We start from the raw sequence: 26,245 nt of genomic DNA on the forward strand, positions 1-26,245 counted from the left end.
TTTCCGGTGGGAGGGGTTGACGGGGTCTCAGCTGGGGGTGCCGAGGGTGGCGCCGCCGTCGACGGTGAGGGTCTCCAGGGTGATGTGGCCGGCCTGGTCGGAGAGCAGGAAGCGGACGGCGTGGGCGACGTCGAGGGGCGTGGCGACCTTCCCCAGCGGGATGGCGGTGCGGTACGCGGCGGGGTTTCCGGCGACGGCGGCGGAGGCGGCGGCGCCGGGCGGGTGCATGCCGTGCAGCATCGGGGTGTCGGTGGAGCCGGGGGCGACCACGTTGCAGCGGATGTTGTGGCGGGCGACCTCCAGGCCGAGGCACCTGGTGAAGGCGGTGGCGGCGGCCTTGGAGGCGGCGTAGGCAGCCATCTCGGTGCGGGCGGTGGCGGCGGCGTTGGAGGCGACGGTGACCAGGGCGCCGCGCCGGCGCGGGACCATCCGGTTGACGACGGCGCGGGAGAGCAGGAAGACGCCGGTGGTGTTGACGGCGAGGGTGGTGTGCCAGTCCTCGTCGCTGAGGTGGCGGGCTTCGGCGAGGCGCAGGACGCCGGCGGCGTTGACGAGGTGGTCGATCGGCCCGGTGTCGTGTTCGACGGCCTCGACGAGCGCTTCGACGGCGGCGCGGGAGGTGACGTCCGCCGGGTGGGCGAGCACGGGCAGGCCGTCCGCGGTGAGTTTGCCGACGACGGTGGCGAGCCGGTGCTCGTCCCGGTCGACGGCGACGACGGTGGCGCCCTGTTCGGCGAGGACGCGGGCGACGGCGGCGCCGATGCCGCCGGCGGCTCCGCTGACCAGGGCGATGCCGGTGTTCATGCGCGCCTCCTCCGGGGGCGGGGGCCGGCCTGGGTACGGGCGGCCGCGACGAGCGGGGCGAGGGCCGCGCGGACGAGGCGGGCGGTGCCGGGGCGGACGGTGGGGATGGTGTCGATCCGGACCGGGGGCAGGTGCGGGCGCAGGACGCGGCGGACGGATTCGGCGGCGCTCAGGCCGGAGCGCACCGCGCCTTCCATGCCGGTCATTCCCGGTGGAGCGGCGCAGAAGTCGCCGGCCAGGTGGAGGTTGGTCAGGGCGGTGGTGCTGTGCGGGCGGAGGCGCTCGGTTCCGGGGCCGGGGGTGAAGTACGGTGCCGCCAGGTGCGGTTGGTAGCAGACGTGTTCGATGTCGTCCGGACTGAGGCCGGGCAGGTAGGTCCGCAGCTCCTCCACCAGGACGGCGACGGCCTCGGCCTCCGGCAGGTGGGCGAGGCGTTCCACGCGGCCCACCACGCAGTTGAGGACGGTTGTGCGGTGTCCGGCCCAGTTCTGCCCGACGTCGAGGAGGGTGATCGCGTGCGGTGATCCGACCAGGCGGATGTGCTCGGCCGGCAGGTGCGGCAGGCGTCGGCGCAGGTAGAGGTGGAGGGCGCCGAGCGGACGGGAGTTCAGCTCCCGGATGCCTTGCGCGGGGCGCAGCGCGCCCGTGAGCTCGGGGCCGAGGTCGGTCACCCGGCCGTGCGGGACGGCGAGGACCACGTGCCCGGTGACGTGCTCGGTGGTGGTGTGGGCGGGGGTGCGCAGGGTCAGGCTGTGGAGGCGGTGGCCGCTGGTGGTGACGGCGGTGAGCTCGTACCCGGTGTGGACCTTGACGCCGGTGGCTTCCAGGCGCCGCTGGAAGGGGTCGATGAGCCAGTGCTGGAGGTCGCCGCGGGGCATCCGGATGCGGCCGGGGCGGCGGAGGAACGCGGCGATGCTGCCGCGGAATTCGGCGGCCGAGGCGGCGCGGCTCTCGGCGGCGGTGGAGGCGATGAAGAAGTGCTCGATGTCGGCGACGGTCTCCTCGGTGAGGTAGCGCCGGGTGCGCAGGAAGTCGTGGAGGGACTCGTCGCGGGTGGTGTAGTCCTGGGCGAGCAGGTCGATCACGCCGTACAGGAACAGCAGCCCTTCGGCCACGGAGGTGGCCGTGGCCTTGCGCGGGGCGCCGCCCAGCAGGCCGGGGCGGATCTGGTGGAACTTGTGGGTGGGGCGCAGGCTGCCGGTGAGGCCGAGGTCGTCGATCAGGCGCAGGGTGTTGCGGTAGAAGGCGGGGAAGATGTGGACGCCGTGGTCCTCGGTGCGGCCGTCGATGCGGCGCGAGCCGGCCTTGCCGCCGAGGTCGGGGGCGGCTTCGAGCAGCCGTACGGGCAGGCCGAGGCTGCTGAGCGCCCAGGCGGCGGTCATGCCGGCGAGGCCGCCGCCGATCACGGTCACCTCGTCGGCCGCGTCGCGCTCGGTCGCGTCACATTCGGTCGCGTCACATTCGGTCGCGTCGAACTCGGTCGCGTCGTACGCGCTCACGTCGCGCCCGGTCGTGTCGTCGTGGTCGGTCACGGCTGCCGTCCCTCGGTGGCGGTGCGGTGCGCGGACAGGGCCATCACGGAGTAGAGGAGCCGCAGGAGGCTGTCGCGGTAGGTGAGACCGTCGCGGTAGACGATCCAGGTGTGCTGGGGTTCGGCCCAGTCGCCGTCGTCCTGCTGGGTACGGGTCAGGAAGTCCACGCCCGCGCGGACCGGTTCGGTGTCGGCATGGCCGGCGGCGATGAGGGCGAGCAGGGCCCAACTCGTCTGGGAGGGGGTGCTGGTGCCGCGGCCGATCCAGGCGGGGTCCTGGAGGGCGCGGATGTCCTCGCCCCAGCCGCCGTCGTCCTGTTGGTGGGCGGTGATCCAGGCGCAGGCCCGGGCGATGGCGGGGTCGTGACCGGGGACGCCGCAGGCGGTGAGCCCGGTGACGGCGGCGCTGGTGCCGTGCAGGTGGTGGCAGGCCCACCAGCCGGGCCAGGAGCCGTCGGCGTGCTGGTGGCGGCGCAGCCAGGCGATGGCACGGCGGGCGGCGGGGGTGTCGGCCTGGCCGTCGGCGCCGAGGGCTTCCAGGACGTGGCCGGTGACGTCGGCGGAGGGGGCTTCGAGCAGGCCGATGCCGGCGAGGCGGTCGCGGCCGGGCAGGCGCCAGCGCAGGGGTTCGAAGGCGGCCCATCCACCGTCGTCGCACTGCTGGGACACCAGCCAGGCGACGGCGCGGCGGCAGGCGGCGTCGACGGCGGGGTCGGTGCCGCGTGGGTGGGCGCGGCGCAGTGCGGCGACGACGAAGGCGGTGTCGTCCGCGTCGGGGTTGGTGTTGTTGGCGAAGACGAACGGCCATCCGCCGGGGGCGGGGTCGGGGGTGAGGACGGCCCAGTCGCCGGGTTCGGTGATCTCGTTGTCGACGAGCCAGCGCACGGCCGCCTCGGTGGCCTTGGCGTCGGGGCCGGCGGCCGTGGTGGCGGCGGCCATGGTGGTGGCGGACAGCGCCAGGGCGGTGTCCATGACGACGGGGATCCACAGGTCGACGTGGCGCTGCCCGTCGTGGTGGACGACGTACTCGTCGAGGGCGGCCAGGGCGCGGGTGCGGACCGGGTGGTGGGCGGGCAGGCCGGCCGCGTCGAGTCCGATGAGGGCGTTTGCGGTCTGCGGCCAGTTGCCGCCCCAGCCACCGTCGCGTTCCTGGGTGCGCAGCAGGTACTGCGCGGCCTTGCGGACGGCGCGGCGGCGCAGCGGGCGGACGGGGTGCCGGGCGAACCCGTGGCTGAGGGCGGTGGCGACGCGCAGGGCCCGGGGCCGGTGCGGGCGCCGGGTGGGGTGGGCGTGCAGCTCGCGGATGTCGAATCCGGCGGGGACGACGGAGCGGCGGGCCATCAGGAGGCTGTTGGCGACGAGGACGCCGCGGCCCGCGGCGCCGAGGTGGTAGATGCTGCCGGGCGCGTCGGGGGGCAGCAGGAGGAGCTCGGGCGGCAGGAGCGGGATGTCGCGCCAGGGCCACAGGCCGATCATGGCGAGCCAGGCGAGCATGAGCGGGTTGTCGAGGGCCTCGACTCCGCCGAGGTCGCGGACGGCGGTGGCGGCGGCGCGCAGTTCGGGTTCGTCTGGGTGGTGGCCGGCCAGGCGCAGCGCGACGTAGCAGAAGACGGAGACCAGGAGCTGGTCGGGGCCCCCGTGGTGGGAGGCCCAGCCGCCCGTGGAGGTCTGTTCGGCGAGGATGGTGCGGGCGGCGGCCCGGGTGGCGTGGTCGGGTGGGATGCGCAGGTAGTGCCGCAGGACGACCTCGCCGGACTCGCCGATGAGGCTGGCCCGGCAGTCGCCCTGCCAGTAGCCGTCCGGGTGTTGGCGGCGGCGCAGCGCGTCGGCGGCCAGGGCCAGGGCCTGCTCGGTGGTGCGGGCGGGTTCGGTCGCGTCGCTGGTCATCGCTGCGGCTCTTTCGTGGCGGGGGCGGCCGGCGCCGGCGTCGGCTGCGGGGTGGGGGTACGGGTGGCGGCGATCCGGCGCTGGCGTACGTACATGAAGACGGAGAAGCTGACGATCAGGGCGAGGGCGGGGGCGCCGACGATGTAGGCCCAGACGTGGCGGATGCGCCAGCGCCGCGCCTCGATGATCATGTAGGCGCCGAGCGCGGCCCAGATCAGGGCCAGGTCGGCGTAGATGAAGCAGGACGCCAGGTTGTGGGTGGCGTCGCGCAGGAAGTTGCGCATGACGCCGATCGGGCCAGCGTCGGCGTTGCGGACGACGAAGGTGACGGCCAGGGTGCCCATCACGAGGGTGCCGGCGGTGGCGAACAGGGCGTACATCCGGCACAGGGATCGGTCGTTCGCCCATGCTTCAGTCGGTGGCATGGTGGGCTCCCGTGGGGCGCGGCGCCGGCGCCGGGGTGGTTGCGGCGCGGTCGTAGTGGTAGTCGTCGAGGTCGAACTGCCGGGCCCGCCGGGCGGCTTCGTAGGTGGAGGAGGGGCGGACGGCCGGGGCGTCGCCGTGGGCGTCGAGGTAGTAGCTGTTGGTGCCGCGGCAACTGGGGTGCGCGAAGACGGTGTTCGGCTGGCGGCGCAGTGCGCGGTGGAAGGAGGCGTCGTGCTTCTCGGGGCGGACGGTGGCCTGGGTGGCGCCCCGGCGGCGGGCCTCGGTGATGACGCGCAGCAGGTGGGTGACCTGGTAGTCGATCATGCCGAACCAGGAGCCACCGGTGAAGGAGTAGGGGCCGACGATGAACCAGAGGTTCGGGTAGCCCTTGACGGAGGTGCCCTCGTAGGTCTGGAAGCGCTCGGTTCGCCAGAACTCGCGCAGGTCGCGGCCGCCCTGTCCGTGCAGGGGGAAGGGCGGCAGGTTGTCCAGGACGTGGAAGCCGGTGGCCAGGACCAGGACGTCGCAGGGGTGTTCGGCGCCGTCCGCGGTGGCGATGCCGGTGGGGGTGATCCGCTGGATGGGGCTGGTGTGCAGGTCGACGTTGTCGCGGGTGAAGGCGCGCCAGTAGCCCTTGCCGAAGGAGGGGCGTTTGCAGCCGAGCCGGTAGGCGGGGGTGAGGGCGGCCGTCAACTCGCTGTCTCCCCCGACCTGTTGGCGCAGGTAGAGGCGGGAAAGGGCTTCGCCGGCGTGGACCAGGAAGGGGAAGCGCCGGTAGTGGATCATGGCGATGACGAAGCTGACCTCGGTGACGGCGTCGGTGGCCAGTCGCACCGCGCGCTGGGTCCAGGGTGCGGTGGTGAACAGGCGGCGCACGACGGCGGGCACGGGGACGTCAGGTTTGGGGAAGACCCAGGTGGGGGTGCGCTGGTAGACGTCGAGGTGCTTCACCTGGGGGGCGATCTCGGGGACGAGCTGGATGGCGGAGGCGCCGGTGCCGATGACCGCCACGCGCCGGCCGTGCAGGTCCAGTTCGGCATCCCAGCGGGCCGTGTGCACGAGGTGGCCGGTGTAGGTGTCGAGGCCTTCGAGGTGGGGGGTCTTCGGGCGGGTAAGCCAGCCGGTGGCGCACACCAGGAAGCGGCCCGTCAGCGTGGTGCCGTCGGCCAGGTCGACCTGCCACAGGTGCATGCTCTCGTCGTAACGAGCCTGTAAGACGCGGGAGTTCAGGCGCAGGCGGGAGCGCAGGCCGTACCTGTCGACGCACTGTTCGGCGTAGTCCTTGAGTTCCGCGCCGGGCGGGAAGGCCCTGGACCAGGAGGGGTGCGGTGCGAAGGAGAAGGAGTAGGAGAAGGCGCTGATGTCCACGGCGATGCCGGGGTAGCGGTTGGCGTGCCAGGAGCCTCCGGCGCCGTCCTGTTCGTCGAGGATCACGAAGTCGTCGATGCCGGCGCACAGCAGTCCCACCGCGGTGCCGATGCCGGAGAAGCCGGCGCCGATCACCAGCACCTCGTGCTGCGGCGCTGGACTCTGTTCCGCCGCCCCGGTCACAGGGCCAGTCCGGTCGACAGCAGGACGCCGAAGGCGAGCAGCAGCCAGCAGGTGTGCTCCAGGGCCGGGACGAGGTCGGCGCCGCGGGCCCCGCCCAACACCCGGCGCAGTGGCAGGACGGCGACGGGGGCGGCGGCGGCCACCAGCAGCACCGCAGGGCGCTGCGGTGCGAGGGCCAGCGCGGCGGCGAAGGCGGCGGCCACGAGCAGTGCGTAGTAGACCCGGGTGCGGTGGTCCCCCAGGCGCACAGCGATGGTGATCTTGCCGGCCGCGGTGTCGGTGGGGATGTCGCGCAGGTTGTTGGTGGTCAGCAGTGCGCAGGCCAGCAGTCCCATGGGGACGGAGGCTCCGACGGCGAGTGCGGGCACCCGCTGGAGCTGGATGTAGGTGGTGGCGCACACGGCGATGACGCCGTGGAAGAGGAAGATGCTCACGTCCCCCAGGGAGCGGTAGCCGTAGGGGCGGGAGCCGCCGGTGTAGAACCAGCCGCCCAGCGCGCACAGTGCGGCCAGGGCCAGCAGCCACCAGCTGATCGTCACGGCCATGACCAGGCCGGCGGTGGTGGCGATGCCGTAGAGGACCAGGCCGAAGCGCAGGACCTGCCCGGGGGATGCCTGCCCGGAGCCGACCAGCCGTACGGGGCCGATCCGGTGGTCGTCGGCGCCCCGGATCCCGTCGCTGTAGTCGTTGAGGAAGTTGGTGCCCAGCACGAAGCCCAGGGCGAACACCAGGGTCAGCGCGGTGCGCCGGCCCTGGATGGGGCCGTCGGAGGCGGCCACCGCGGTGCCGACCGCGATCGGGGCCAGGGTGACCGGCAGGGTCTTCAGCCGGGCGCCGAGCAACCAGGCGCGTACGGCGTTCGGGGCGCCGGGGCGGGTGGTGGCGCTCACCGCTTCCTCCCCACACCGAGGAAGAGGACGCCGGTGGCCTTGACCGGGACCATGCGGACTTGTTCGCGCCGACCGGCCAGGTAGCCGAGGCCCTCGCGCAGGTGCGGGCGCAGGCCGAGGAGTTCGAGCTCCACGCCGTGCGAGCGCGCGGTGCGCAGCAGCCGGGGGCGGTTGACGAACAGCCGGTGGTCGTGGGTGCCGCGGGCGGGCCGGCCCGGCAGGGGCAGGTTCTCCGCGAGGGTGACGGCCACCAGGCGGGCCAGGCGGGTGTCGGCGATGGTGTCCACGATCAGCGTGCCGCCGGGGCGCAGCACTCGGCAGGCCTCGGCCACGGCCGCATACGGGTCGGGGACGTGTTCCAGGCACTGCCCGGCCGTGACGACGTCGAAGGAGTGGTCGGCGAAGGGGAGCCGGGTGAGGTCGGCGCGGGCGAGGGCGTGGTAGCCGTGGCGGCCGGCCTCGCGCAGGGACAGCTGGGACAGGTCCACGCCGGCCAGGCGGTAGCCCTTGCCGGCCAGGGGCGGGGCGAACAGCCCGCCCCCGCAGGCGATGTCCAGCAGCCGGGCGTTCTCGTGCACGGCGGCGGGGACGAACTCGGCCCGGGCGCGGGCGATCCAGCCCAGCGGCGCGAGCGGGCCCCGCGGGTCCCACCAGGTGTCGGCGAGGTGGTCGTAGTCGGTGATGAGGTCGCTTCGCAGCGGTTGCACAGCACTCCTTGGGGCCGGGCCCGACCGGGCCTGCCCGTAGTTTCGTGGCCCGCCCCTCTCCCAGGGGTGCCGCCGGTCTGCCGCGGGTACGCCGCCGGCGGGGCGGTGGTCTCCCGGGCGGGGCCGGTCAGGCGGCGTCGTGCAGCGCCTGCAGGGCGGGGTGCCGGGCCGCGAAGCTGCCGACCAGGTCGCTCAGGCACCGCCGGACGATGGGTGCGTGCGGGGCGGTGGCCCGGTGGGTCTCCACCGCGTGCAGGGCGTCGTCGGTGTAACGCTGCGCGACCTTGGCGGCCCGGGCGATCGCACCCGACTCTTCGACGACGGCGACTACTTCCCCGCATTGTTCGGCGGAAAGCGGCTGCGCGCGCAGGACCGGCACAAGACGATTCCCGAAATCCTGGACGGCGTAGATCACCGGCAATGTGTACACGCCGTTGAGAATGTCCTTGGCCGGTTGTTTTCCGGTTTCCCGGCTGCAGATGTCGAGGATGTCGTCCCAGATCTGGAATGCCATGCCCAGGTTGTGGCCGAAACTCTCGAGCGCCTCCCGCTCGCCCTTCCCCGCCTTCGACTGCAGGGCCCCCATGGAGGCCGCCATCCGCAGCAGGCGCGCCGTCTTCCCCGAGATTGCGGCGAAGTAGTCCTCCTCGGTGCGCGACGGGTCGTGCAGCTGGCTGGACTCCAGCATCTGCCCCACGCACATGTCGGTCAGCGTCTCCGCCATGGCGACCAGATGGGGCCGGCCCAGGGAAGCGGCGCTCTGCATGCAGCGGGCGAGCAGGTAGTCCCCGGTGAGCAGGGCGATGGCGTTGCCGTACTTCGCGTTGATGCTCGGTTTGCCGCGCCTGATCTGCGCGTTGTCGATCACGTCGTCATGGTGGAGGGTGGCGATGTGCAGGGTCTCCACGACCGCGGCGCCCTCGATGACGCGCCGGTGCGTACGGCTGTCGCGCCCGGTGTCGAGCAGGTACGAGGACAGCAGCACCAGGGTCGGCCGCAGCAGGTGCCCCGCGTTCTCCACGGCGTACAGGACGGGTTCCCGGATTCGGGCGTGCGGTGGGACCAGCAGGGAGTGCAGCGCCTCCCTGACCCGGACCAGGTCTTTCTGGAGCCGTTCGTGAATCCTGGCGGCTTCCTCATCATGCGAGGACGAATGCGCAGCGCGCGGCGATGTTTCCGTCATCTTCTGATTCCTTCCCCCGTGGCCTCGCCGAGGCCAGGGAACAAGCTAGAAGAGCGCCGCAGATCACACCAGGGTTATGACGTCAGGAATCCGCACGGGGATGGGGAATTTCCGGATCCGTTCTCACCGAGCGTAAGGCGGATTCAGGGAGTATGGCGAGGAAATACCGGTCATCTCACGCTCCGTGCCCACCGCAGGGGTTCTGGTGTGGCGCAGATCACGTCCGGGGGTGCGGGTGGCGCGACGGCAAGAAGGGCGCCGGGGTGCGGTCGGGTCAGGAGGTGTCGAAGCCCAGGTCGTCCAGGCCGGATGCTCCGCCGCCTGCGCGCCCGGGCGTGCCGATCCCTCAGGGGTCGGTCGCCAGGGCGACAAGGCCGTGGAGCACCCTGCCCGCCGTCCGCGCCTCCTCCAGGGCCTCGGTGAAGGCCCGCTCCCGTTCCTCCGGGGCCAGCCCCATCAGCCCCGGCGGCCAGGTGCCGGGCGGGACCAGGATCACCACGACGCCGCCGCGCTCCTCGGCCGCGGCCCGCCACCCCGGTGACACCCCGACGGCCCCGCTCGGCTCCCAGACCTGCCGCCCGCCCACGAGGACGAGCCGTTCCAGGACGCCGGCGCCGACCTCGACCGTCCCGGTGGTGCGCGGCGGCTCCCCCGCCGCGAGCACGAACCCGCTGTCCAACGCGTCCGCCATCAGATCGCCGTGCAGCCGCTCACCGACCTCCACGACAGCCTCCGCGAACGGCGGCCCGAACGCAGCGGTCCGGACGACGAACGCCCACACCATCGGCGCCGGGTGCTCACGCCCCACCCCACCCTGGTCATCGGTCACGACGAGCGGCCCGGGGCGTGGGTGGCCACGGCGCGGCCCATGAGTGCATTCACGGGACACCTTTCCCCATCGTCGGACAAGCGAGATACCGAACGTGTCGCGCTCCGGCCGCTCAGGCGTACCCACGACGAGCCGGCCAGGAACCTCACGGTCGCCCTGATGCCCGGTCGGCAGCCGGCACGTGGGCGCCCGTCGGCTCACCCTCCCGCCGTTGGGCCAAGGGTCCGGGCGGCGGCGGCCAGGCGGGTTGCGGCTTCGGTGAGTTCGGCGGGTTCGGCCGCGGCGGCGAAGGCGAGGCGCAGGTGGGGGGCGGGCGGCTCGGCCGGGAAGTAGCGGTGGCCGGGGTCGACGGCGACCCGGTGGGCCGTGGCCGCGTCCGCGACGGACGCCTCGGTGAGGCCGGGCGGCAGCCGGAGCCACAGGTGCAGGCCGCCCTCCGGGACGCGGAGGAGCGTCCAGTCGGGGACCTCGCGAGCCAGGGCGGCGGCCAGGACCGTGCAGCGGTGCTGCAGAGCGGCGGCCAGGGTGCGCAGGTGGCGGTCCCACGCGGGGGTGCTGAGCAGTTCGACCGCGGCTTCCTGGAGGGGGCGTGCGATGAAGAAGTCGTCGACCCGCCGCATTCCGAGCAGGCGCCGCATGACCGGGCCGCGGGCGATGACGGCGCCGATCCGCAGGCTGGGCGAGGCGGGTTTGGTCAGCGAGCCGAGGTGGATGACGGTGCCGTCGCGGTCGTCGGCGACCAATGGGCGTGGCGCCGGCCGGCCGTGGCCGAGATGGCGGGCGAAGTCGTCCTCGATCAGGAAGGCGCCGGCGGCGCGCGCCACGTCGACGATCTGGCGGCGCCGTTCGGGAGAGAGGACGGTGCCGGTGGGGTTGTGGAAGGTGGGCTGGCAGTAGAGCAGGCGGGCGCCGGTCATGGCGAAGGCGTCGGCGAGCAGGTCGGGGCGCAGGCCCTCGTCGTCCATCGGCACGGGCACCGGGTGCAGTCCGGCGGAACGCGCGGCGGCGAGCGCGCCGGGGTATGTCGGCGACTCGACCAGGACCGCGCTGCCCGGCGCCGCTACGGCGCGGAACAGCATGGACAGCGCCCCCTGCCCGCCCCCGGTCACCAGGACGTCCTCCGGGCCGACGTCGCCGCCGGCCTGGCGGGCGAAGATCGTCCGCAGGGTGGACAGGCCTGCCGCCGGAGCGCGGTGCCAGGCGTCCGGGCGGCGGGCGGCCCGGGCCAGGGCGCCGCCGAGCAGCCGGGTGGGCTGGAGGCTCTCGTGCAGGTAGCCGCCGGCGAGCGCGATGGTGCCCGCCGGCACCCTGCTCGACGGTTCGTCAGGCTGCCCGGGCGGGACCTGCCGACCGGCCAGGGCGACGGCCTGCCAGGAGGTGTCCGGCTCACCGCCGGCGGGCTGGGGCCGGCGGGTGGCGACGTACGTACCGCTGCCGGGGCGGGTGACGACCGAGCCCTCGGCGGCCAGGAGCGCGATCGCGCGGGAGACGGTGACCGGTCCGACACCGTGACGTGCGATCAGATCACGGCTGCTGGGCAGGCGATCGCCCGGGGAGAGCCGGTCGATCTCGGTCCGGAGGATCGCCACCAAGGTCTCGATACTGCTACCGTCATACATGAAGAGTCAGAATAGCGCTTTCGCCTCGACCCCGGAACCGCTCCCGGATCTCTCCGACCCGCCCAGCGTCCCCGGCCCGAGCCTCTGGTCCAACGGCGACTTCCTCAGGTTCTGGCTGGGCGAGACGGTCTCCCTGCTCGGCACCCAGGTGACCAACCTCGCGCTCCCGCTGACGGCCATCGGCGCCTTCGGCGCGAGCGACGAGCAGGTCGGGCTCCTGCGCTTCCTCCAACTCGTCCCCTACCTCGGACTCGCCCTGCTGATCGGCGTCTGGACGGACCGGGCCCGGCGGCGGCCGGTCATGCTGGGCGCCAACCTGGTCCGGCTGCTCCTGCTCGGCCTCGTGCCGCTGCTGTACTGGTGGCACGCGCTCAACCTGCCCGTGCTGATGGTGATCGCCTGTACGGTCGGCATCGCGTCGGTGGTGTTCGACGTGAGCTGGATGTCGTACGTGCCGGTGCTGGTGAGGAGCCCCGACCACTACGTCGAGGCGAGCGCCAGAATGAGCGTCAGTTCCTCGGCCGCCGACGTGGCCGGGCCGGGGCTGGCGGGTGTCCTGGTGTCGGCGCTCGGCGCGCCGGTGGCCCTGGTCGCAGACGCCTGTTCCTACGCCGTGTCCGTCGTCTCGCTGCTGCTGATCCGTACGCCCGAACCGCGCCCCGAGCCGGCCGCCGAACGGCACCTGCTGCGCGAACTCAAGGACGGACTGGACTGGGTCATGCGGGACGGCGTGCTGCGGGCGCTCGCGCTGATCGGCTTCTGCTGCAACTTCTCGATGGTCACGGTGTGGACAATGTTCTTGCTGTACGGCACCCACGACCTCCGGCTCGGCTCGACGACCCTCGGCGCCGTCCTCGCGGTCGCCTCCGTCGGCGGGCTGATCGGCGCCCTGATCTCGCGCAGGGTCATCGCGCGCTTCCCGCTCGGCCGGGTCTACCTGGTCGCCCAGTCCGCCCTGCTGCTCGGCCCGGCCCTGATCCCCGCCGCCGCCGGGCCGCGACCGGTGATGATCGGGATGTTCGTCGTCTCCTTCTTCACCACCTACCTGGGCCTCGGCGTCGCCGGGGTCGTCATCGTCAGCCTCCGCCAGGCCGTGACGCCGCAGTCGATGATGGGACGGATGACGGCGGCGTTCCGGACACTGTTGTTCGGCGGCGGGGCGCTGGGCGGCCTGTCCGCCGGCCTGCTCACGGGCCGGCTCGGCGCCCGGGGCGCCCTGACCGTGGCCGCGGCCGGCTCCGCCGTCGTCGTCATCGGTCTGGTGCTGTCCCCGGTCAGCCGCCTCCGGGCCCTGCCGTCGTCACCGAGGCAGCAGGCAGCCCGCTGAGCACCAGTCCGCGGGTCGACGCAGGCCCGGGCCGCTCGGCGGTCCGGGCCCGCGGCCCGAGGGCCCGGGCCGGACGAAGATCCCAACATTCCGTCAGGGAGCCGTCAAGGGCCCTGGGCGAGACCTGTGAGCGGCCCCTAGCATCCGAAGAATCCAACGCCTGGAACCAGCAGTGGAAGCTCCAGTAGGGCCGGCTCACCCCGACCCGGCGTCGGCCCGGGTCGGGACCCGTCCCGCACTTGAGGAAACAACCCGCGCCCGGGCTCGCCGCGTTCGCGACGTCACGCCCGGTAGCACCCACGGCAGCGCCCAGACGCCAGACGTACGATGAGGGCATGTACGACGACGGCCTGGTGGCGTGCACCGGCGGGGAACTCGTCATCCGCCGCTACTACTTCCCGCTCGCCTCGGCCAAGCGGATCCCCTACCGGGACGTCCGGGGCCTGCGCTGGATGCCGCTCACCCTTGGCACCGGGAGCTGGCGCTTCTGGGGTTCGGGCGACTTCGTGCACTACTTCAACCTCGACCCCGGCCGCCGGAACAAACGCGTGGCACTCGTCGTCGACCTCGGCAGGCGGATCAAGCCCGTCATCACCCCGGACGAGCCGGAGCGCCTCGTCGAGGAACTCGCCACGCACGGGATCGCGGTCACCAGAGGCCCCGACCAACTCTGAACCGGCGGCCGACCTCCCGCCGTGGTGGCACGGTCGCGCTGTGATATGTGCGCGGCCGACGGGGCCGACTGCGCCGGGGGCTACGGACAGCGACAGGCCAACCACAATTCGTGCACCATACCTGCGCTCGCCGATGCCAAGGCGCACAGTAGGGACATGGGAGTCCGAGCACGCGCGGCCCACCACCAGCAGCCCCGGCAGCGAAGCACGGCGCTGGTGCTGGTCCCGCTCGCCCTCATCGCGGTGATCACCGTGGTCGACCTCCGGTCCCCCACCAACATCCACCTCGGCCCCCTCCTGGTGATCGCCCCCGCCCTCACCCCCTCCTTCGCCGGCCCCCGCCTGACCGCCCTCGTCGGAGGCCTGGCCATCGCCGCCCAGGTCCTCATCGCCTTCCTCCACGGCGGCTTCACCACCAGCAACCACATCGCACAGATCGTCGCGCTGACCGCCCTGTGCGCCCTGATCGTCACGTTCACCGCGATCCGCGACCACCGGGTCAGACAGCTCGCCCGCGCCCAGTCGGTCGCCGAGGCCGCCCAGCGCGCCCTGCTGCGCCCGCTGCCCGAACGGATCGGACCGCTGGAGATCGCCACGATGTACCTCGCCGCCGAGGAGGAGACGCAGATCGGCGGCGACCTCTACACCGCCACCCGCACCCGGGACGGAACCCGCATGCTCATCGGCGACGTCCGGGGCAAGGGCCTGGCCGCCGTCGGCGAGTCGGCCCTGCTGGTCAGCGCCTTCCGCCTCATCGCCGCACAGCACGACACCCTGGCGGACCTCGCCTCCACGCTCGACCACAACGTGGGGCGCTACCTCGTCGACTTCGCCCAGGAGAGCGGTGACACCGCCGAGCACTTCATCACCGCGGTCCTCGTCGACCTGCCCGACGACGAGCCCGTCGCCCACCTGACCAACTGCGGCCACCCGCCGCCCCTCCTGCTGCGCGACGGCCGCACACTGGCCGTCGACTCGGTTCCGGCCGCTCCGCCACTCGGCGTGCACGCCCTCGGCGACGGCAAGTACCCGAACGAGAGCGTCCCGTTCGACCTGGGCGACACCCTGCTGCTGTACACCGACGGGGTCACCGAAGCCCGCGACCAAACCGGCGAGTTCTACCCGCTCGGCGAACGCGCCGCCCACTGGACCAAGTGCTCCCCCGAGGCCCTCGTGAACCACGTCCGCCGCGACCTCCTCGCCCACGTCGGCCGCCGCCTCAACGACGACGCCGCCGTCATCGCCGTCCGGCGCGCCGAACCCACCACCGTCCACCCCACCGAGCCCGGCCGGGAATCCGTCGGTTCGCAGTCGTCGGGTTCGCGACCAGGACCGCCGGCAGGTCCCCCGGCACCTCGATGAAGCTCGCTCCTTCCGCTCGACCCCGTGGCATCCACGGTTCACCTGGAGCCCGCTCCGACCTTGGCGTTCAGTCGTTGGACCCGGTGTCCCCCCTGGACTGCGCGCGGCGGGCGTAGGCGCGGGCCGCGCGGGCGCGGTCGCCGCAGCGCACCGAGCACCAGTGGCGGCGGGCGTGGGTGCGCAGCAGGTAGCGCCGGCAGGGGGCCGATTCGCAGACGGCGAGCCGTTCGGCGTCGGTGCCGGTGAGCAGGTCGGCGGCGTCGGCGGCGAGGACCGCGAGGGCGTGGTCGACGATCTGGTCGGTGGGGTGTGCCTGGACGCGGTGCAGGCCTTGGACGGGGTTCCAGCGGAGCAGTGCGGCCGCGGGAGCGGCGGTCAGTGCGTCGTTGACTGCGCGTAGTGCGTCGTCGGGCGCGGGGAGGGCGTCGATGCGGGAGGCGAGCAGTGCTCGTATCTGGTCCCGCAGGGCGCGCAGCCGGGCCGCGCACGCCTCGTGCAGTCTGGCGTCGGTCGGCGCGAGGTCGTGTTCGACGAGCCAGCGCGTCGCCGTCTCGGCCAAGTCGAGCAGGTCCAGGTGCCGGCTTCCCGGCAGGGCGAGCGTGGTGTTCGCAAAGTCGAGCGCGCGGTACCGCTCCGCGCCTGGTGCGGGTGGCGGGGCGGAGTGGGCGAGTTCGCCGGTCGCGGTCTCTTTCATGAGTCTCATGTTAAACCTTGTACTCTTCCGTGATGATCCGTTAGGTTCATCTCACGGAAAACTTTCCTTTTGATCGTGAGGACATCATGACCGACACCAGCACCCCGACCGAGCAGATCCCCGTCCGCGTCTTCGGCGGCCCGACCGCCCTGATCGAGTACGGCGGGCTGCGGTTCCTCACCGATCCCGCCTTCGACGCCCCGGGCGAGTACCCCAGGGGCAACGGCCACGTCCTCACCAAGACCGCCCCCGCCGCCATCGCCGCCGCCGAACTCGGCCCCGTCGACGTGGTCCTGCTCTCCCACGACGAGCACCCCGACAACCTCGACCACTCCGGCCGGGCACTGCTGGCCGACGTCCCACTGGTCCTCACCACGCACGGTGGCGCGGGCCGCCTCGGCGGCACCGCCCGGACCGCCCTGTTCGACGGCGCCCTGCTCACCCTCGACAGCGCCCAGGCCGCCGAGGCCGCCATCGTCCTCGCCGCCCGACGCGTGGTCCCCGCGCACTTCGACAGCTGGGGCCACTTCACCGAAGGCCGCACCCACCTGGTCGCCGCCTTCACAGCGGCTGGGCTGCTGGACCGCCTGGAGCTGGCATCGGCCTGAGGAACGGTTCACAAAGCGTCAGCAACGTGTCAGTAAGCCGTCAATCGCGTGCGAATCGCCGCCGAGAGGGTGCAGGCTTGCCCTACCTGCAGGTCCGCAGGTCGCTACGGAGGTGAGCCGCATGTCCGTCAACGCCGCGTTCCACTCGGCGGTCCCCGTCGTAGGCCGTCGCGGCCGCGGGCTGCGCGCCGCATTCTCCGCGGTGCTGGACCGCCTGGCCGCGAGCCCGCTCGACAGCCCCGTCCTCCAGGCCATGGGCACACCGCACGGCCGGGACGTGGCAAGCGGGGCCCGACGGCTCACCGGCAGGCTCCCCGGCTGACCCGACGCGGACGGCACCCGCCGAACACCGACCGTCCCTACCCGGACGCGAGGTTGGCGGCCAGGTCGTCCAGGCCGAGCGAGCCCTGGGAGAGCGCGCTCATGTGCCAGGCCCGGAGGTCGAAGTCGGCTCCCAGGCGGCGCCGGGCCTCCGCGCGGCCCTGCAACCACGCCCGCTCGCCCAGCTTGTAGCCGATGGCCTGACCGGGCCAGCCCAGGTAGCGGTCGATCTCGCTGGTGCGGCGGGCGGGGCCACTGCCGTGGTGGGTGGCCATGAACTCGGTGGCGAGGGCCGGGGTCCAGCGTTCGCCGGAGTGGAAACCGGAGTCGGCGGGGATCGTGAGTTCCAGGTGCATGCCGATGTCGACGATCACGCGGATGATCCGGAGCATCTGCTTGTCCAGGTAGCCGAGGCGCCGGGCGGGATCGGTGAGGAAGCCGAGTTCGTCCATCAGCCGCTCGGCGTAGAGGGCCCAGCCCTCCTTGTTGGCGCTGACCGCGCCGAGCGTGATCTGGTAGCTGCTGAGGCGGTCGGCGGAGGCGGTCCACCGGGCCGTCTGCAGGTGGTGCCCGGGGACGCCCTCGTGGTACCAGGTGCTGACGATCTCCCAGGTGGGGAAGGTCCGTTGGCCCAGGGTGGGCAGGTAGGTGCGGCCGGGACGGCGGAAGTCGAGGCTCGGGCCGGTGTAGTACGGCGCGCCCGAGCTGCCGGGCGGCGCGATCCTGGTCTCGACCCGGCGCAGGGGGCCGGAGATGTCGAAGTGGGTGCCGTCGAGGGCGTCGATCGCCTCGTCGGTGATCTGCTGGAGCCAGGCGCGGATGTTCTCCTCGCCCTCGATCGTGTGGCCGTGCCGGTCGAGGTGGTCCATGGTGGCCCGGACGCCGGCGCCCGGGAGGATGCGGTCGGCCTCGGCCCGCATCTCGGCGACCGTCCGGTGGAACTCCTCCCAGGCCCAGGCGTACGCCTCGGCCGGGTCCAGGTCGGCGCCGTTGGCCCAGCGGGCGGAGCGCAGGTAGCGCTCGCGGCCGACGGCGTCCGGGGTGCCGTCGGCGGCGGGCAGGTAGGTGTCGCGCAGCCAGTCGCGGAAGGCGGCCACCGCGGTGGTCGCGCGCTCGGCGGCGGCGTCCAGTTCGGGCCTGAGCCGGTCCGGGCCGGCCGCGACGAACTCAGTGAACCAGCCCGCGCCGCCACCGTCCTGGCCGGTCCAGGCCGCGAGCTGGCCGATGACCGCACTGGCCTGGCGGGGCGCGCACAGCAGCCCGCGGGTGATGCCCTCGGCCAGGGTCGCCCGGTAACCGTCCAGCGCGCCGGGCAGGTTGCCCAGCCGGCCGGCGACGGCCGCCCAGTTCTCGTCGGTGTCGGTGGGCATCATGGTGAAGATGCCCCGCACCTTGTGCAGCGGCGAGCCGACGTTGCGCAGCTGACGGAAGCCGTCCCCGGCCTCGTGCACGGCGAGCTCGGCGGTCAGCCGTTCCCGCAGCAGCCGGGCACAGTCCCGTTCGGCTGCGTCCGCGGGGACCACGCCGTCCTTCTCGGCGGCGTCGAGCGCGGACAGCGTCCGCCGGGCCAGTTCGGCGAGCGCTTCGAGGCCATCCGGTGACAGATCCGGCTGCCGGTCGTCCTCGGGGTGCAGTCCGAGCCGGGTCGAGGTCGCCGGATCGAGTGCTGCGACCTGGGCGACGTAGTCATCGGCGATCCGGCGGGGGGACCTCGGGTTCTCGGGCATGCGCCCCATGCTGACGTACCGGCTGTGGCGTTGTCAGCGGCGCACGGCAGCACACCGTCGGCTTTCGGCCGTTGCAGGCCGGGCCCGGGTCCCCCTCGGCGGCTCAGTCGGCCTGCGGGGCCGTCGTCACCAGCGCGGCGACCAGTCGACGGACCAGCGCCGACTGGTCGTCCGGCTGGACGCTCCCGTGCATCAGGAAGTGGTGGACCGTCCCGGTGATGGCGAGTGCCAGCATCGCGCAGTCGGCGTCCGCGGCGATCCGTCCGAGCCGCTGCTCGGCCTCCAGGTAACGGGCCATCGCGTCCTCGACCGTCCCCGGCCCGGGCGCACCGCCCGCCCAGGCCTGCCGGACGCGCTCCGCGACCCCGGACCGGGACACCGCGGCCGCGGCCACCGCCGGACCGTTGGCGCCGAGCATGACGAGCGCCGCCACGGCCAGGTTCTCCCGTACGTCGCCCTGACCGGCGCGCTCGGGCAGCGGGCGGACCTCGACGGCGATCCGCTCGAAGCGGTCCAGGACGAGCTGCGCGACGAAGTCGTCCAGGTCGGTGAAGTGGTTGTACAGCAGTCCTTTCGCGCAGCCCGCCTCCTCGGTGACGGCGCGGTTGGTCAGCCCGGCCGCTCCCTCCCGGGCCAGGACCCGCTCGGCCGCGGCGAAGAGGCGCTCGCGGGCGTCGGGGATCGCTACGCCGCGTGGTGACATCGGGTCCTCCGGATCGGGGATTGCCAGTATGGGCGATCGCCCATACCTTGGGTATGGGCAGGCGCCCATACTAGCTCTCCAATTGGAGCGATCCCATGACCGAGCTCGTCAACACCGCACAGAACACCGCACAGAACACCGCCCAGTCCGACGCCTGGAACGGCGACGAAGGCCGGCACTGGAGCGACCACCACGACCGCTGGAACGCGATCAACGAAGGCTTCAACCTCGCACTGCTCGGGGCGGCCGCGATCGGCCCCGGAGACCACGTGCTCGACATCGGCTGCGGCACCGGCCAGACCACCCGGCTCGCCGCCGGGGCCGCCGTCCGGGGCTCGGTCCTGGGCCTCGACCTCTCCGCGCCGATGCTGGCCAGGGCCCGCAGCCTGGCCGCCGAGGAGGGCTTGGACCGGATCGCGTTCGAGCAGGGCGACGCCCAGGTCCACCCGCTGCCGACGGCCGGTTTCGACGTCGCGATCAGCCGTTTTGGCGTCATGTTCTTCGAGGAGCCGGTCGCCGCGTTCGGCAACATCGGCCGAGCCCTCCGCCCCGGCGGACGGCTCGCGTTCGTCTGCATGTCCGACCCGGCCCGCACCGAGTGGGTGCAGGCGTTCGGAGCGGTGCGCGCCGCGCTGCCGATACCGCCGGAGGAAGCCGCCGCCCCCGCCGGTCCGGGGATGTTCTCCCTCGCCGACCCCCAGGTGATCGATCAGGTCCTCCGCGAGGCCGGCTTCGAGGACGTGCGCGCCGAACCCGTGGAGGCCCTCGGCCACTTCGGCCGGGACGCCGCGGACGCGGCCGACCACCTGGTGGGTTCGGGCCCCGGCCGGCACCTGGTGAGCGTGCTCGACTCCGCGGGCGGCGCGAACGGCGCCGACCGGGTACGGGCCGCGTTCGCCGCCGCCCTGGCCGCCCACGAGCGCCCCACCGGCGTCCACCTCCGCACCGCCGCCTGGCTGGTCACGGCCACGCGCGGGTCGGGTGCGCGGTAACGGGCCGCCGGCCGGGCGTCAGACCCCGGCGGCCGCGGCGCCAGGCGGTGGCGTCGCGGCAGCCGGCTCGTCTTGACGATCCGTCAGTTCCAGGTCTGGGCGTTGCGCAGGAGCTCGCTGTGGATCTGGGACAGACGGTAGTCCTGGAGGGCTCCGGACCGGACGGCCAGGTAGAGGGTGTTGATGGGCGGGATCTCGGGCTCCAGGAGGGTGACGAGGGCGCCCGAGGACAGGGCGACGGAGCACAGACACCGGGGAAGGACCGAGATGCCCGCGGAGCGGGCGACTGCGGCGAGGACGGCGCGCAGGTCCGGGATGACGGCGCCGATGTGTCCGCTGGGTTCGCGGTCGAAGACGATGCGCCAGTAGCGGCGGATCAGCGGGAGCGTCTCGGCGTAGGCGATCAACGGCGCCTTGTTCAGGGCCTGTTCGTCTCCCTCGGCCACTCCCTGCGGGAACATGTCCTCGGCCAGTTCGGGAGAGGCCACCAGGACCAGCTCCTCGTCCGCGAGTGGCGTCGCCTCGATGCCTCTCCGGCGGGGGCGGATGGTGGAGATCACGAGGTCCAGGAAGCCCTCGCCGAGCCGGTCGAGGAGTTCGTGGCTGATGCCGACCGACATCCGGATGTCCGATCCGCCGGCGACCAATCGGGCGAGGGACGGCATGACCCGGGCGGCCGCGAGTTCGGCGGTTGCGCCGATCCGCACGGCCCGGTTCTCGTCGGAGGACCGGAAGTGCCGGTCGATGGCCGCGTTGAGGTCGGTCATGGAACTCTGCACGTCCTGCGCGAGGACCGTCCCGCTGGGCGTGGGGATCGCCCCGCGGGAGGTGCGCTCGAACAGGGGGCGGCCGAACTCCAGCTCCAGGCTGCGGATCTGCTGGGTCACCGTCGGCTGCGTGACACCTAAGTGGCGCGCGGCCTTGGTGAACGACCCGGTGTGGTAGACGGCCATGAACGTTTGCAGCCAAACCAGTTGCACGAGCTTCAGCTCCCCCTCTGCCAGCCTCTTGCACATGGCGCGCCGTTCGGCGTGGTCCATGCTTCCCGGCAGCAGGCCTTCGGGCCTGCTGCCGGGTGCGCGTTCACGCGCTGACCCGGAACTCCTCCGATTCCGCGGCCTGGACGGTTCTCAGTCGGCCCCGCTGGATCTTCCCGGAGGTGGTCACCGGCAGAGCCTCAACAAATTGTAGAACCTTGATCATCTTCTCGCCAGGGAGCCGGGTGGACGCGTGCTGGAGGACGAGGCGCGCGGTGTCCTCCCGGGCGGGCCAGCCGGGGGCGGGGACCACGAAGGCCTTGGGGATCCAGAGGCCGACCGGGTCGGGGACCGGCACGACCGCCGCCTGGGCGACCGCCGGATGGTCGAGGATGGCGGCCTCCAGCTCAAGCGGGGCTATCCGGTGGTCGAAGGACTTGAACATGTCGTCGTCCCGCCCGTGATAGCGCAGGGCCCCCGAGGCGTCCCGGGTGACCAGATCGCCGGTGTGGTACCGGCCTCCGGTGAACGCCGCCGCGGTCCTGGCGCCGTCGCCGAGATAGCCGCTCATCATCCCGGCGGGCCGGTTGGCGAGGTCCACACACAGCTCACCGACCTCACCGGTGGGCGTCGCGGCGTTCCCGCCGGGCTCGGTGACCACCGTCTCGTATCCGGGCATCGGCCAGCCCATGCTGCCCGGCTCGGGCCGGCGGCCGGGCGGGTTGCCGATCTGGCAGGTCGTCTCGGTCTGGCCGTAGCCGTCCCGCAGCCAGACCCCCCAGGCGGCCGCGACCTGCTCGATCAAGGACGCCTCCAGGGGCTCGCCGGCCGACGTGGCCTCCCTCAGCGCCGGGGGCGCGTCGCCCAGGCCCTCGGCCAGCAGGGATCGCCAGACGGTCGGCGGCGCGCAGAACGTGTTCACCCCGTGGGTGCGCAGCGCGTCGAGGATGGCGGGCGGAGGCGTGTGCGGCGCCGTGAAGGCCAACAGGGTGGCTTCGGCGTTCCAGGGGACGAAGAACGAGCCCCAGGAGTGCTTGGCCCAGCCGGGTGCGGCGATGTTGACGTGGACGTCTCCGGGTTGGACGCCGTTCCAGTACATGCCGGACAGATGCCCCACCGGGTAGCTGGTGTGCGTGTGCAGCACCATCTTGGGGCGGGACGTGGTGCCGGACGTGAAGTAGCAGAACAGGGGATCGTCCGCTCCGGTGGGGCCGTCGGGCTCGAACGGTCCGTCGGGTGCGTGGAGCGAGGTGTCGTAGGAGAGCCAGCCTGCGGGAGCAGGGCCGGTACAGATCGGTGTCCAGGATCCGGGGATGCCGGCGAACTTGTCGGTGAGTCCGTGTTCGGTGAGGACGTGGCTGACGTCGGCGCGGTGGATGCGGTCGGCGAGGTCGGAGGGCGGCGCCGTGGGATAGGTCGGCACGACGATGGCACCGAGCTTGATCGCGGCGAGCATCGTCTCCCACAGCGGCAGGCCGTTGGGCAGCGCGAGCAGGATCCTGTCCCGGCGCCTGACCCCGATCTCCCGAAGCCAGCCGGCGACCTGGTCGGAGCGACGGGCAAGCCCTGAGTACGAGACCCGGGTGTTGCCGGTGTTGCCGATGAGGTGCAGCGCGATGCGGTCGTTGTCCTGGGCGATGACGTCGAACCAGTCCAGGGCCCAGTTGAAGCGCACCATGTCGGGCCAGGTGAAGGCCTGCCGCGCCGCCTGGAGGTCGGTGCGGTGCCGCAGCAGCACGTCCCTGGCCGTACGGAAGCAGCGAGTGGCCTGGGGGTTTCTCACACGACCCTCCCCGCACACGCAGGCACGGCGTCGGCGTCGTCCTCCAGCGGGCGCAGCATGGCCTCGGCGATGGCGTCGGCATCCTGGCGGAAAAGGGTGTTCAGACCGGGCTTTCCGCTGCCCACCTGGGTGAACCAACGCGTGTGCTCGGTGGGGATGCCCAGGGCGTACAGGTCCTCGTGGGCCTTCCCGTCGGCCCCGATGACGTGGAAGGGAGCCCGTGTCACGTGCAATCCGCCCGTGCCCACCGGTTGGCTGTCCCCCGGCCCGGTACGGACGTACTCGGAGATCACTCCGTCGGCCAGCAGCGACATGGTCAGCTCGGAGGTGTCGCGGTGCAGATCAGGGGTGGGGATCCGCGCGTCGATCAGCACTTCGGCGTACCGGCCCGACCCTCCCACCTGCGGTGAGGTGATGCGGAACAGACCCGTGGACTCGTCCGCGGTGAACTCGGTGGCAGGACCGGCGATCTCCACCACGCCCGCCTCGATCAGGGCGACCAGCTGCTCCACCCGCTCTGCCGGCGGTCCCGCGGACAGCAGGGCGTTCACAGGGAGGAAGGCCCCGGCGAATTCCTCCTCGTGCGACCGCGGGAGCAGGCCGCCGTAATCGACGGCTTCCCGGACGACGTTGCGGATGTCCCGCAGCACATCCAGGGCGGCCTTCAACGGGCCGTTGGCGTTGCCCAGTTCGGCGTCCGCCAGGTCGGCTCGCATGAGGTGGAGGAGGTGGTCCGTGAAGACCTGCGGAGTCGCGAACGTCCGGCCGGCGAACGGCCGGGCAAGCCGGTCGAGATCCAGCGGCGGCAGGGTGCTCCCGTCCCCGTGGAGCGCCTGCACCTCCTCGTAGACGTGGTTCAACTCCCCCATCAGCAACGGCAGCACGTCCTCGGCGAACGACAACTGGTCGTTCCCGGTGGCTTCTTGCCGCTTCCGACGGGCGCTCTCCACCGCCTCCTTGGTCAGGAACCGCGGACGGTAGGCGTGATCGGGCGCCTTCTGGTTCACGCCGCGTGCCGGGATCGGCAGACCGCTGCGGGAGCCCGCCACGATCCGGGGCTCCTGCCCACTCGCGAGGTAGGCCGGCGGGCCCTCCGCGGTGCGCTTGAAGATCCCGCCGCGGCCCACCGTCAGGGCGAGCATCACGTCGTAGAAGGACAGGCCGAGGCCGCGGATGCCCACGGTCGTTCCCGGCGGAATCGTGCCCGTCCCCAGGTCCAGGTCTGCCGCCGAGTCACCGCACAGGTAGTGAGTGCCGCCGTGACGCTCGGCGAAGTCGAGCATCCTCTGCTCGAACGCGTCCGGCGTGTTCGTGGGGTGCCCGGTCGCGAGCAGGACCTGGTCCGCCGCCAGCAGATGCGGAGCTTCGTCCAGTTCCACCAGCCAGCCCCCGACCGGGCGCGCGGCGAGCGAGGACACCCTGGCCCGTATCCCGACCAGTTCGACGTGCTCGGGAAGGTGATCGACGATGCTCCGGTGCACCGACCGCAGATAGCGTCCGTACGTTCGTCGCGAGGCGTAGCCGTCGGGGCCCAGGGGCTTCTCCCCGGGGTGCCGTCGCGACCACTCGTCCAGGGACGGTCCGGCCCCGGGGCGCCACGGCCCCGCGTCGGGCGAGCCCGAGTACATGGTGATCTGGCCGGCCACCGTGTTCATCGTGTACCAGTCGTCCTGGTCCGTACGCCAGATCCGGCCGGCCCCCACCTCGACATCGTCGATCGCGTAGATCCTGACGGGGCGGTCCGAGCGCCCCGCGGCCAGTCGCGCGGCCAGCCGTTCGAGGACCGAGATGCCCCGCGGTCCCGTTCCGATCACGACCAGCGTCCACGGCGTGGAACCGCTGTGTGACGTCATCAAGTTCACCCCATCGAAGAAGAGAGCACGCCGCGCGACGGCAGCGTCCGGGAGCCGGAATCGAGCTCTGGCGTGTCGAAGCTGCGCTGCACGTGGCTGAGCATGTGCAGGAACCCGTCCGCGCTCAGCCGGGCCGCGCCGGCCGGGGGGACGGCCCGCACCGGCATGAAGCCGGCCGACAGCCACTGCAACCGCCCCTCACCGTCGATGTAGGCGCGGGTGCGCTGGGCAGTGTCCGCGTGCAGGCAGTAGGGAACGTCCAGGTAGCCGCGGGAGAACGCCTTCAGGAATCCCTGGCCGACGTCGGAGCCGAGGTCGAGGACCGTCTCCACCAGGGCCCGTGCTTCGGCGTACAGCCCGGAGTCGGCCACCTCGGAGGCAGCGTCGCCCACTTCCCGCGCGGTGCGCGCGGCCTCCTCCAGCGCCTGGACGTTGTCCGCGATGGTGGGGATGCGGTGGGCCTCCGCCGGAGTCTTGACGATCAACCGCTCCGCGCCGGTCACCCGGGCCAGGACCGCGCTGCTGCGCAGCAGTTCGAGCGCGCCGCCCGTCGTCTGCGGGAACACGCCCATGTAGGTGTAGAGCACCACGTGCCACTGGGTGCCGGTCAGGAACTCGCCCGCCAGCCGGCGCAGGGCCGCGATCGCCTCCATGTCCTGCGCGAAGCTGGTCTGCTGCGCGTAGCTCAGCGAGACGCTCGACAGGCCGTGCTGCCGGAAGAAGATCCCTTCCAGGAGGGAGATCGCCACCAGGAGGCTCGGCGGGCACAACTGCCCGAGCATGCACCCGCCGAAGCTCTCCAGGTGCGCGCCCGGGACCCGCTCCGCGAGCAGCTCGCAGCTCCTGGCCCAGGCGTCGACCGACTCCTTGAGAGGGGTACGGCTGTACGGCAGGCAGTACGAGACCGGGCCGCCCTCGGTGGCGTCCAGGCCCGCGTCCAGCAGCGCCTGCACGATCCCCAAGGGCAGCGGCGACCCGTGACGTACCTGGATGGCGAAGCCCGGATCGCCGACTCCGGCGATCATCTCCCGGGTGACGTCGGCGCCGTGGGCCACGATCGGGAACCCGTTGAGGTCGCTGCCCGCCGCCAGCGCTCTGCGCGCGGAGCTGTGATCGCCCACCCGGGTATAGCTGTCGAGGGTGATGGTTCCGACGGTGGTGGCCCGTGCCTGCCGCACCGCCCGAAGGCCCTGCTGCATCTCGGTCACGGTGGGCATGCCCATCCGCGGCTGCACCACCAGTTCACCGCGCCGGGCGGCGGCGGAGACCGCCGTACCGAACCGTCCCTGGACGGCCAATTCCGTGCCGCCGGTCATGCGGTGGCCTCCAGTTCCACGGCCCGGCCGGCCGTGGCGAGGTACTCGCGGAACGCGCCGATGCCCTTGGTGTCCTCGAAGACCGCGTCGAAGCCGGCCGCCATCAGCTGCTCGCCGAAGGAGTCGCCCTCGCCGCGGGTGCCCAGCTTCCCGCCGATCAGCACGGGCAGATGGGCCAGATCCGGTTCCCGGCGGAGCCGCGAGATCACGCGCGTGCCGTCCAGGAAGCCGTGGCCGTTGACGCTGCTGAGGACCACCATGTCCGGGCCCGTGCGGCGGCATTCGGCGATCAGGAACTCGTCCGGTACGCAGGCCCCGATGTTGATGACGTCGTGGCCCATCTCCTCCAGGAGGATCTGCAGGAAGACCAGGTTCCAGGTGTGGGAGTCCGAAGAGGTGCTGGAGATCAGAACGCGTCGTTTCCGGTCTCCGAGGGGGTGGGTACCCTGTCCGGGTACGGGCAGAGCCATGAGCCTCACTT

Annotated in this window: 24 protein-coding genes; 6 read left to right on the forward strand and 18 right to left on the reverse strand. The window is 72.7% G+C overall.

Going from position 1 to position 26,245, the window contains the following annotated elements; genetic code table 11:
- Positions 1–27: 27 nt before the first annotated feature.
- The 10 genes from KV557_RS22875 to KV557_RS22920 all read right to left on the reverse strand — a co-directional run bounded on the left by KV557_RS22875 (position 28) and on the right by KV557_RS22920 (position 11,427).
- Positions 28–804, reverse strand: coding sequence for a 2,3-dihydro-2,3-dihydroxybenzoate dehydrogenase (locus KV557_RS22875; protein WP_218203166.1), 777 nt, complete (start codon positions 802–804; stop codon positions 28–30).
- Entirely contained in the window at positions 801–2,336 is a 1,536-nt protein-coding gene (locus tag KV557_RS22880; RefSeq protein ID WP_308130022.1) for an FAD-dependent oxidoreductase, read from the reverse strand. The genes KV557_RS22875 and KV557_RS22880 overlap by 4 nt, the downstream gene beginning before the upstream one ends.
- On the reverse strand, positions 2,333–4,222 hold the full coding sequence (locus KV557_RS22885; RefSeq protein ID WP_218203169.1) for a prenyltransferase/squalene oxidase repeat-containing protein: 1,890 nt from the start codon (positions 4,220–4,222) through the stop codon (positions 2,333–2,335). The genes KV557_RS22880 and KV557_RS22885 overlap by 4 nt, the downstream gene beginning before the upstream one ends.
- Positions 4,219–4,647 carry a DUF2834 domain-containing protein gene (locus KV557_RS22890; protein ID WP_218203170.1) on the reverse strand — a complete coding sequence of 143 codons (429 nt, stop codon included), beginning with the start codon at positions 4,645–4,647 and terminating at the stop codon, positions 4,219–4,221. Before KV557_RS22890 ends, KV557_RS22885 begins: the two co-directional genes overlap by 4 nt.
- Positions 4,634–6,199 carry a flavin-containing monooxygenase gene (locus KV557_RS22895; protein ID WP_218203172.1) on the reverse strand — a complete coding sequence of 522 codons (1,566 nt, stop codon included), beginning with the start codon at positions 6,197–6,199 and terminating at the stop codon, positions 4,634–4,636. Before KV557_RS22895 ends, KV557_RS22890 begins: the two co-directional genes overlap by 14 nt.
- The gene (locus KV557_RS22900; protein WP_218203174.1) at positions 6,196–7,089 is read right to left on the reverse strand and encodes a 1,4-dihydroxy-2-naphthoate polyprenyltransferase; all 894 of its coding nucleotides are present in this window, start codon (positions 7,087–7,089) and stop codon (positions 6,196–6,198) included. The genes KV557_RS22895 and KV557_RS22900 overlap by 4 nt, the downstream gene beginning before the upstream one ends.
- The gene (locus tag KV557_RS22905; protein WP_218203176.1) at positions 7,086–7,796 is read right to left on the reverse strand and encodes a methyltransferase domain-containing protein; all 711 of its coding nucleotides are present in this window, start codon (positions 7,794–7,796) and stop codon (positions 7,086–7,088) included. Before KV557_RS22905 ends, KV557_RS22900 begins: the two co-directional genes overlap by 4 nt.
- Positions 7,797–7,923: 127 nt before the next feature.
- Entirely contained in the window at positions 7,924–8,979 is a 1,056-nt protein-coding gene (locus KV557_RS22910; RefSeq protein WP_256177818.1) for a polyprenyl synthetase family protein, read from the reverse strand.
- 346 nt (positions 8,980–9,325) lie between these two features.
- A complete protein-coding gene (locus tag KV557_RS22915; RefSeq protein WP_218203181.1) occupies positions 9,326–9,808 on the reverse strand; it encodes a hypothetical protein in 483 nt (160 codons plus the stop codon).
- Positions 9,809–10,005: 197 nt separating this feature from the next.
- On the reverse strand, positions 10,006–11,427 hold the full coding sequence (locus KV557_RS22920; protein ID WP_218203183.1) for an aminotransferase-like domain-containing protein: 1,422 nt from the start codon (positions 11,425–11,427) through the stop codon (positions 10,006–10,008).
- On the opposite strand from KV557_RS22920, the gene KV557_RS22925 reads away from it, so the two are divergent.
- The 3 genes from KV557_RS22925 to KV557_RS22935 all read left to right on the forward strand — a co-directional run bounded on the left by KV557_RS22925 (position 11,426) and on the right by KV557_RS22935 (position 14,790).
- Positions 11,426–12,754: an MFS transporter gene (locus tag KV557_RS22925; protein WP_218203185.1), complete on the forward strand. Its 1,329-nt coding sequence runs from the start codon at positions 11,426–11,428 to the stop codon at positions 12,752–12,754. The genes KV557_RS22920 and KV557_RS22925 overlap by 2 nt on opposite strands.
- Positions 12,755–13,089: 335 nt before the next feature.
- Positions 13,090–13,428 carry a hypothetical protein gene (locus KV557_RS22930; protein WP_218203187.1) on the forward strand — a complete coding sequence of 113 codons (339 nt, stop codon included), beginning with the start codon at positions 13,090–13,092 and terminating at the stop codon, positions 13,426–13,428.
- 156 nt (positions 13,429–13,584) lie between these two features.
- Positions 13,585–14,790, forward strand: coding sequence for a PP2C family protein-serine/threonine phosphatase (locus KV557_RS22935; protein WP_218203188.1), 1,206 nt, complete (start codon positions 13,585–13,587; stop codon positions 14,788–14,790).
- A 67-nt stretch (positions 14,791–14,857) separates the two neighbouring features.
- Here KV557_RS22935 and KV557_RS22940 read toward each other — a convergent pair whose 3' ends face one another.
- On the reverse strand, positions 14,858–15,493 hold the full coding sequence (locus KV557_RS22940; protein WP_218203190.1) for an ABATE domain-containing protein: 636 nt from the start codon (positions 15,491–15,493) through the stop codon (positions 14,858–14,860).
- Between the two features lie 77 nt (positions 15,494–15,570).
- On the opposite strand from KV557_RS22940, the gene KV557_RS22945 reads away from it, so the two are divergent.
- Positions 15,571–16,092, forward strand: coding sequence for an MBL fold metallo-hydrolase (locus KV557_RS22945; protein WP_218203192.1), 522 nt, complete (start codon positions 15,571–15,573; stop codon positions 16,090–16,092).
- 121 nt (positions 16,093–16,213) lie between these two features.
- Complete coding sequence (locus KV557_RS22950) at positions 16,214–16,414, forward strand: hypothetical protein (protein ID WP_218203194.1); 201 nt, start codon at positions 16,214–16,216, stop codon at positions 16,412–16,414.
- A 37-nt stretch (positions 16,415–16,451) separates the two neighbouring features.
- On the opposite strand, the gene KV557_RS22955 is transcribed toward KV557_RS22950, so the two are convergent.
- Both KV557_RS22955 and KV557_RS22960 read right to left on the reverse strand, forming a co-directional pair.
- Positions 16,452–18,140 carry a DUF885 domain-containing protein gene (locus KV557_RS22955; RefSeq protein ID WP_218203196.1) on the reverse strand — a complete coding sequence of 563 codons (1,689 nt, stop codon included), beginning with the start codon at positions 18,138–18,140 and terminating at the stop codon, positions 16,452–16,454.
- Positions 18,141–18,243: 103 nt separating this feature from the next.
- Entirely contained in the window at positions 18,244–18,843 is a 600-nt protein-coding gene (locus tag KV557_RS22960) for a TetR/AcrR family transcriptional regulator (protein WP_218203197.1), read from the reverse strand.
- A 95-nt stretch (positions 18,844–18,938) separates the two neighbouring features.
- Here KV557_RS22960 and KV557_RS22965 point away from each other — a divergent pair, with 95 nt between their 5' ends.
- Positions 18,939–19,835: a class I SAM-dependent methyltransferase gene (locus KV557_RS22965; protein WP_218203199.1), complete on the forward strand. Its 897-nt coding sequence runs from the start codon at positions 18,939–18,941 to the stop codon at positions 19,833–19,835.
- Between the two features lie 83 nt (positions 19,836–19,918).
- On the opposite strand, the gene KV557_RS22970 is transcribed toward KV557_RS22965, so the two are convergent.
- From KV557_RS22970 to KV557_RS22990, 5 genes are read right to left on the reverse strand one after another with little or no spacing between them, the layout of a single operon-like run.
- Entirely contained in the window at positions 19,919–20,875 is a 957-nt protein-coding gene (locus KV557_RS22970) for a LysR family transcriptional regulator (protein WP_308130023.1), read from the reverse strand.
- Between the two features lie 43 nt (positions 20,876–20,918).
- Positions 20,919–22,595: an AMP-binding protein gene (locus KV557_RS22975; protein ID WP_308130024.1), complete on the reverse strand. Its 1,677-nt coding sequence runs from the start codon at positions 22,593–22,595 to the stop codon at positions 20,919–20,921.
- Positions 22,592–24,448: an FAD/NAD(P)-binding protein gene (locus KV557_RS22980; RefSeq protein ID WP_218203203.1), complete on the reverse strand. Its 1,857-nt coding sequence runs from the start codon at positions 24,446–24,448 to the stop codon at positions 22,592–22,594. Before KV557_RS22980 ends, KV557_RS22975 begins: the two co-directional genes overlap by 4 nt.
- A gap of 5 nt (positions 24,449–24,453) precedes the next feature.
- Positions 24,454–25,764 carry a methylaspartate mutase gene (locus KV557_RS22985; protein ID WP_218203205.1) on the reverse strand — a complete coding sequence of 437 codons (1,311 nt, stop codon included), beginning with the start codon at positions 25,762–25,764 and terminating at the stop codon, positions 24,454–24,456.
- Positions 25,761–26,234: a cobalamin B12-binding domain-containing protein gene (locus KV557_RS22990; protein WP_218203207.1), complete on the reverse strand. Its 474-nt coding sequence runs from the start codon at positions 26,232–26,234 to the stop codon at positions 25,761–25,763. Before KV557_RS22990 ends, KV557_RS22985 begins: the two co-directional genes overlap by 4 nt.
- Positions 26,235–26,245 lie beyond the last annotated feature (11 nt).

The organism is Kitasatospora aureofaciens (assembly GCF_019192735.1).
Taxonomy (GTDB): domain Bacteria; phylum Actinomycetota; class Actinomycetes; order Streptomycetales; family Streptomycetaceae; genus Kitasatospora; species Kitasatospora aureofaciens_A.

Excerpts from the sequence above, each read along its gene's own strand:
- KV557_RS22920 (WP_218203183.1), bottom strand. The coding sequence starts at position 11,427 with ATGTATGACGGTAGCAGTATCGAGACCTTGGTGGCGATCCTCCGGACC.
- KV557_RS22950 (WP_218203194.1), top strand. The coding sequence starts at position 16,214 with ATGTCCGTCAACGCCGCGTTCCACTCGGCGGTCCCCGTCGTAGGCCGT.
- KV557_RS22925 (WP_218203185.1), top strand. The coding sequence starts at position 11,426 with ATGAAGAGTCAGAATAGCGCTTTCGCCTCGACCCCGGAACCGCTCCCG.
- KV557_RS22970 (WP_308130023.1), bottom strand. The coding sequence starts at position 20,875 with ATGGACCACGCCGAACGGCGCGCCATGTGCAAGAGGCTGGCAGAGGGG.
- KV557_RS22875 (WP_218203166.1), bottom strand. The coding sequence starts at position 804 with ATGAACACCGGCATCGCCCTGGTCAGCGGAGCCGCCGGCGGCATCGGC.
- KV557_RS22945 (WP_218203192.1), top strand. The coding sequence starts at position 15,571 with ATGACCGACACCAGCACCCCGACCGAGCAGATCCCCGTCCGCGTCTTC.
- KV557_RS22885 (WP_218203169.1), bottom strand. The coding sequence starts at position 4,222 with ATGACCAGCGACGCGACCGAACCCGCCCGCACCACCGAGCAGGCCCTG.
- KV557_RS22955 (WP_218203196.1), bottom strand. The coding sequence starts at position 18,140 with ATGCCCGAGAACCCGAGGTCCCCCCGCCGGATCGCCGATGACTACGTC.
- KV557_RS22910 (WP_256177818.1), bottom strand. The coding sequence starts at position 8,979 with ATGACGGAAACATCGCCGCGCGCTGCGCATTCGTCCTCGCATGATGAG.
- KV557_RS22960 (WP_218203197.1), bottom strand. The coding sequence starts at position 18,843 with ATGTCACCACGCGGCGTAGCGATCCCCGACGCCCGCGAGCGCCTCTTC.
- KV557_RS22985 (WP_218203205.1), bottom strand. The coding sequence starts at position 25,764 with ATGACCGGCGGCACGGAATTGGCCGTCCAGGGACGGTTCGGTACGGCG.
- KV557_RS22930 (WP_218203187.1), top strand. The coding sequence starts at position 13,090 with ATGTACGACGACGGCCTGGTGGCGTGCACCGGCGGGGAACTCGTCATC.
- KV557_RS22935 (WP_218203188.1), top strand. The coding sequence starts at position 13,585 with ATGGGAGTCCGAGCACGCGCGGCCCACCACCAGCAGCCCCGGCAGCGA.
- KV557_RS22940 (WP_218203190.1), bottom strand. The coding sequence starts at position 15,493 with ATGAGACTCATGAAAGAGACCGCGACCGGCGAACTCGCCCACTCCGCC.
- KV557_RS22980 (WP_218203203.1), bottom strand. The coding sequence starts at position 24,448 with ATGACGTCACACAGCGGTTCCACGCCGTGGACGCTGGTCGTGATCGGA.
- KV557_RS22890 (WP_218203170.1), bottom strand. The coding sequence starts at position 4,647 with ATGCCACCGACTGAAGCATGGGCGAACGACCGATCCCTGTGCCGGATG.
- KV557_RS22965 (WP_218203199.1), top strand. The coding sequence starts at position 18,939 with ATGACCGAGCTCGTCAACACCGCACAGAACACCGCACAGAACACCGCC.
- KV557_RS22990 (WP_218203207.1), bottom strand. The coding sequence starts at position 26,234 with ATGGCTCTGCCCGTACCCGGACAGGGTACCCACCCCCTCGGAGACCGG.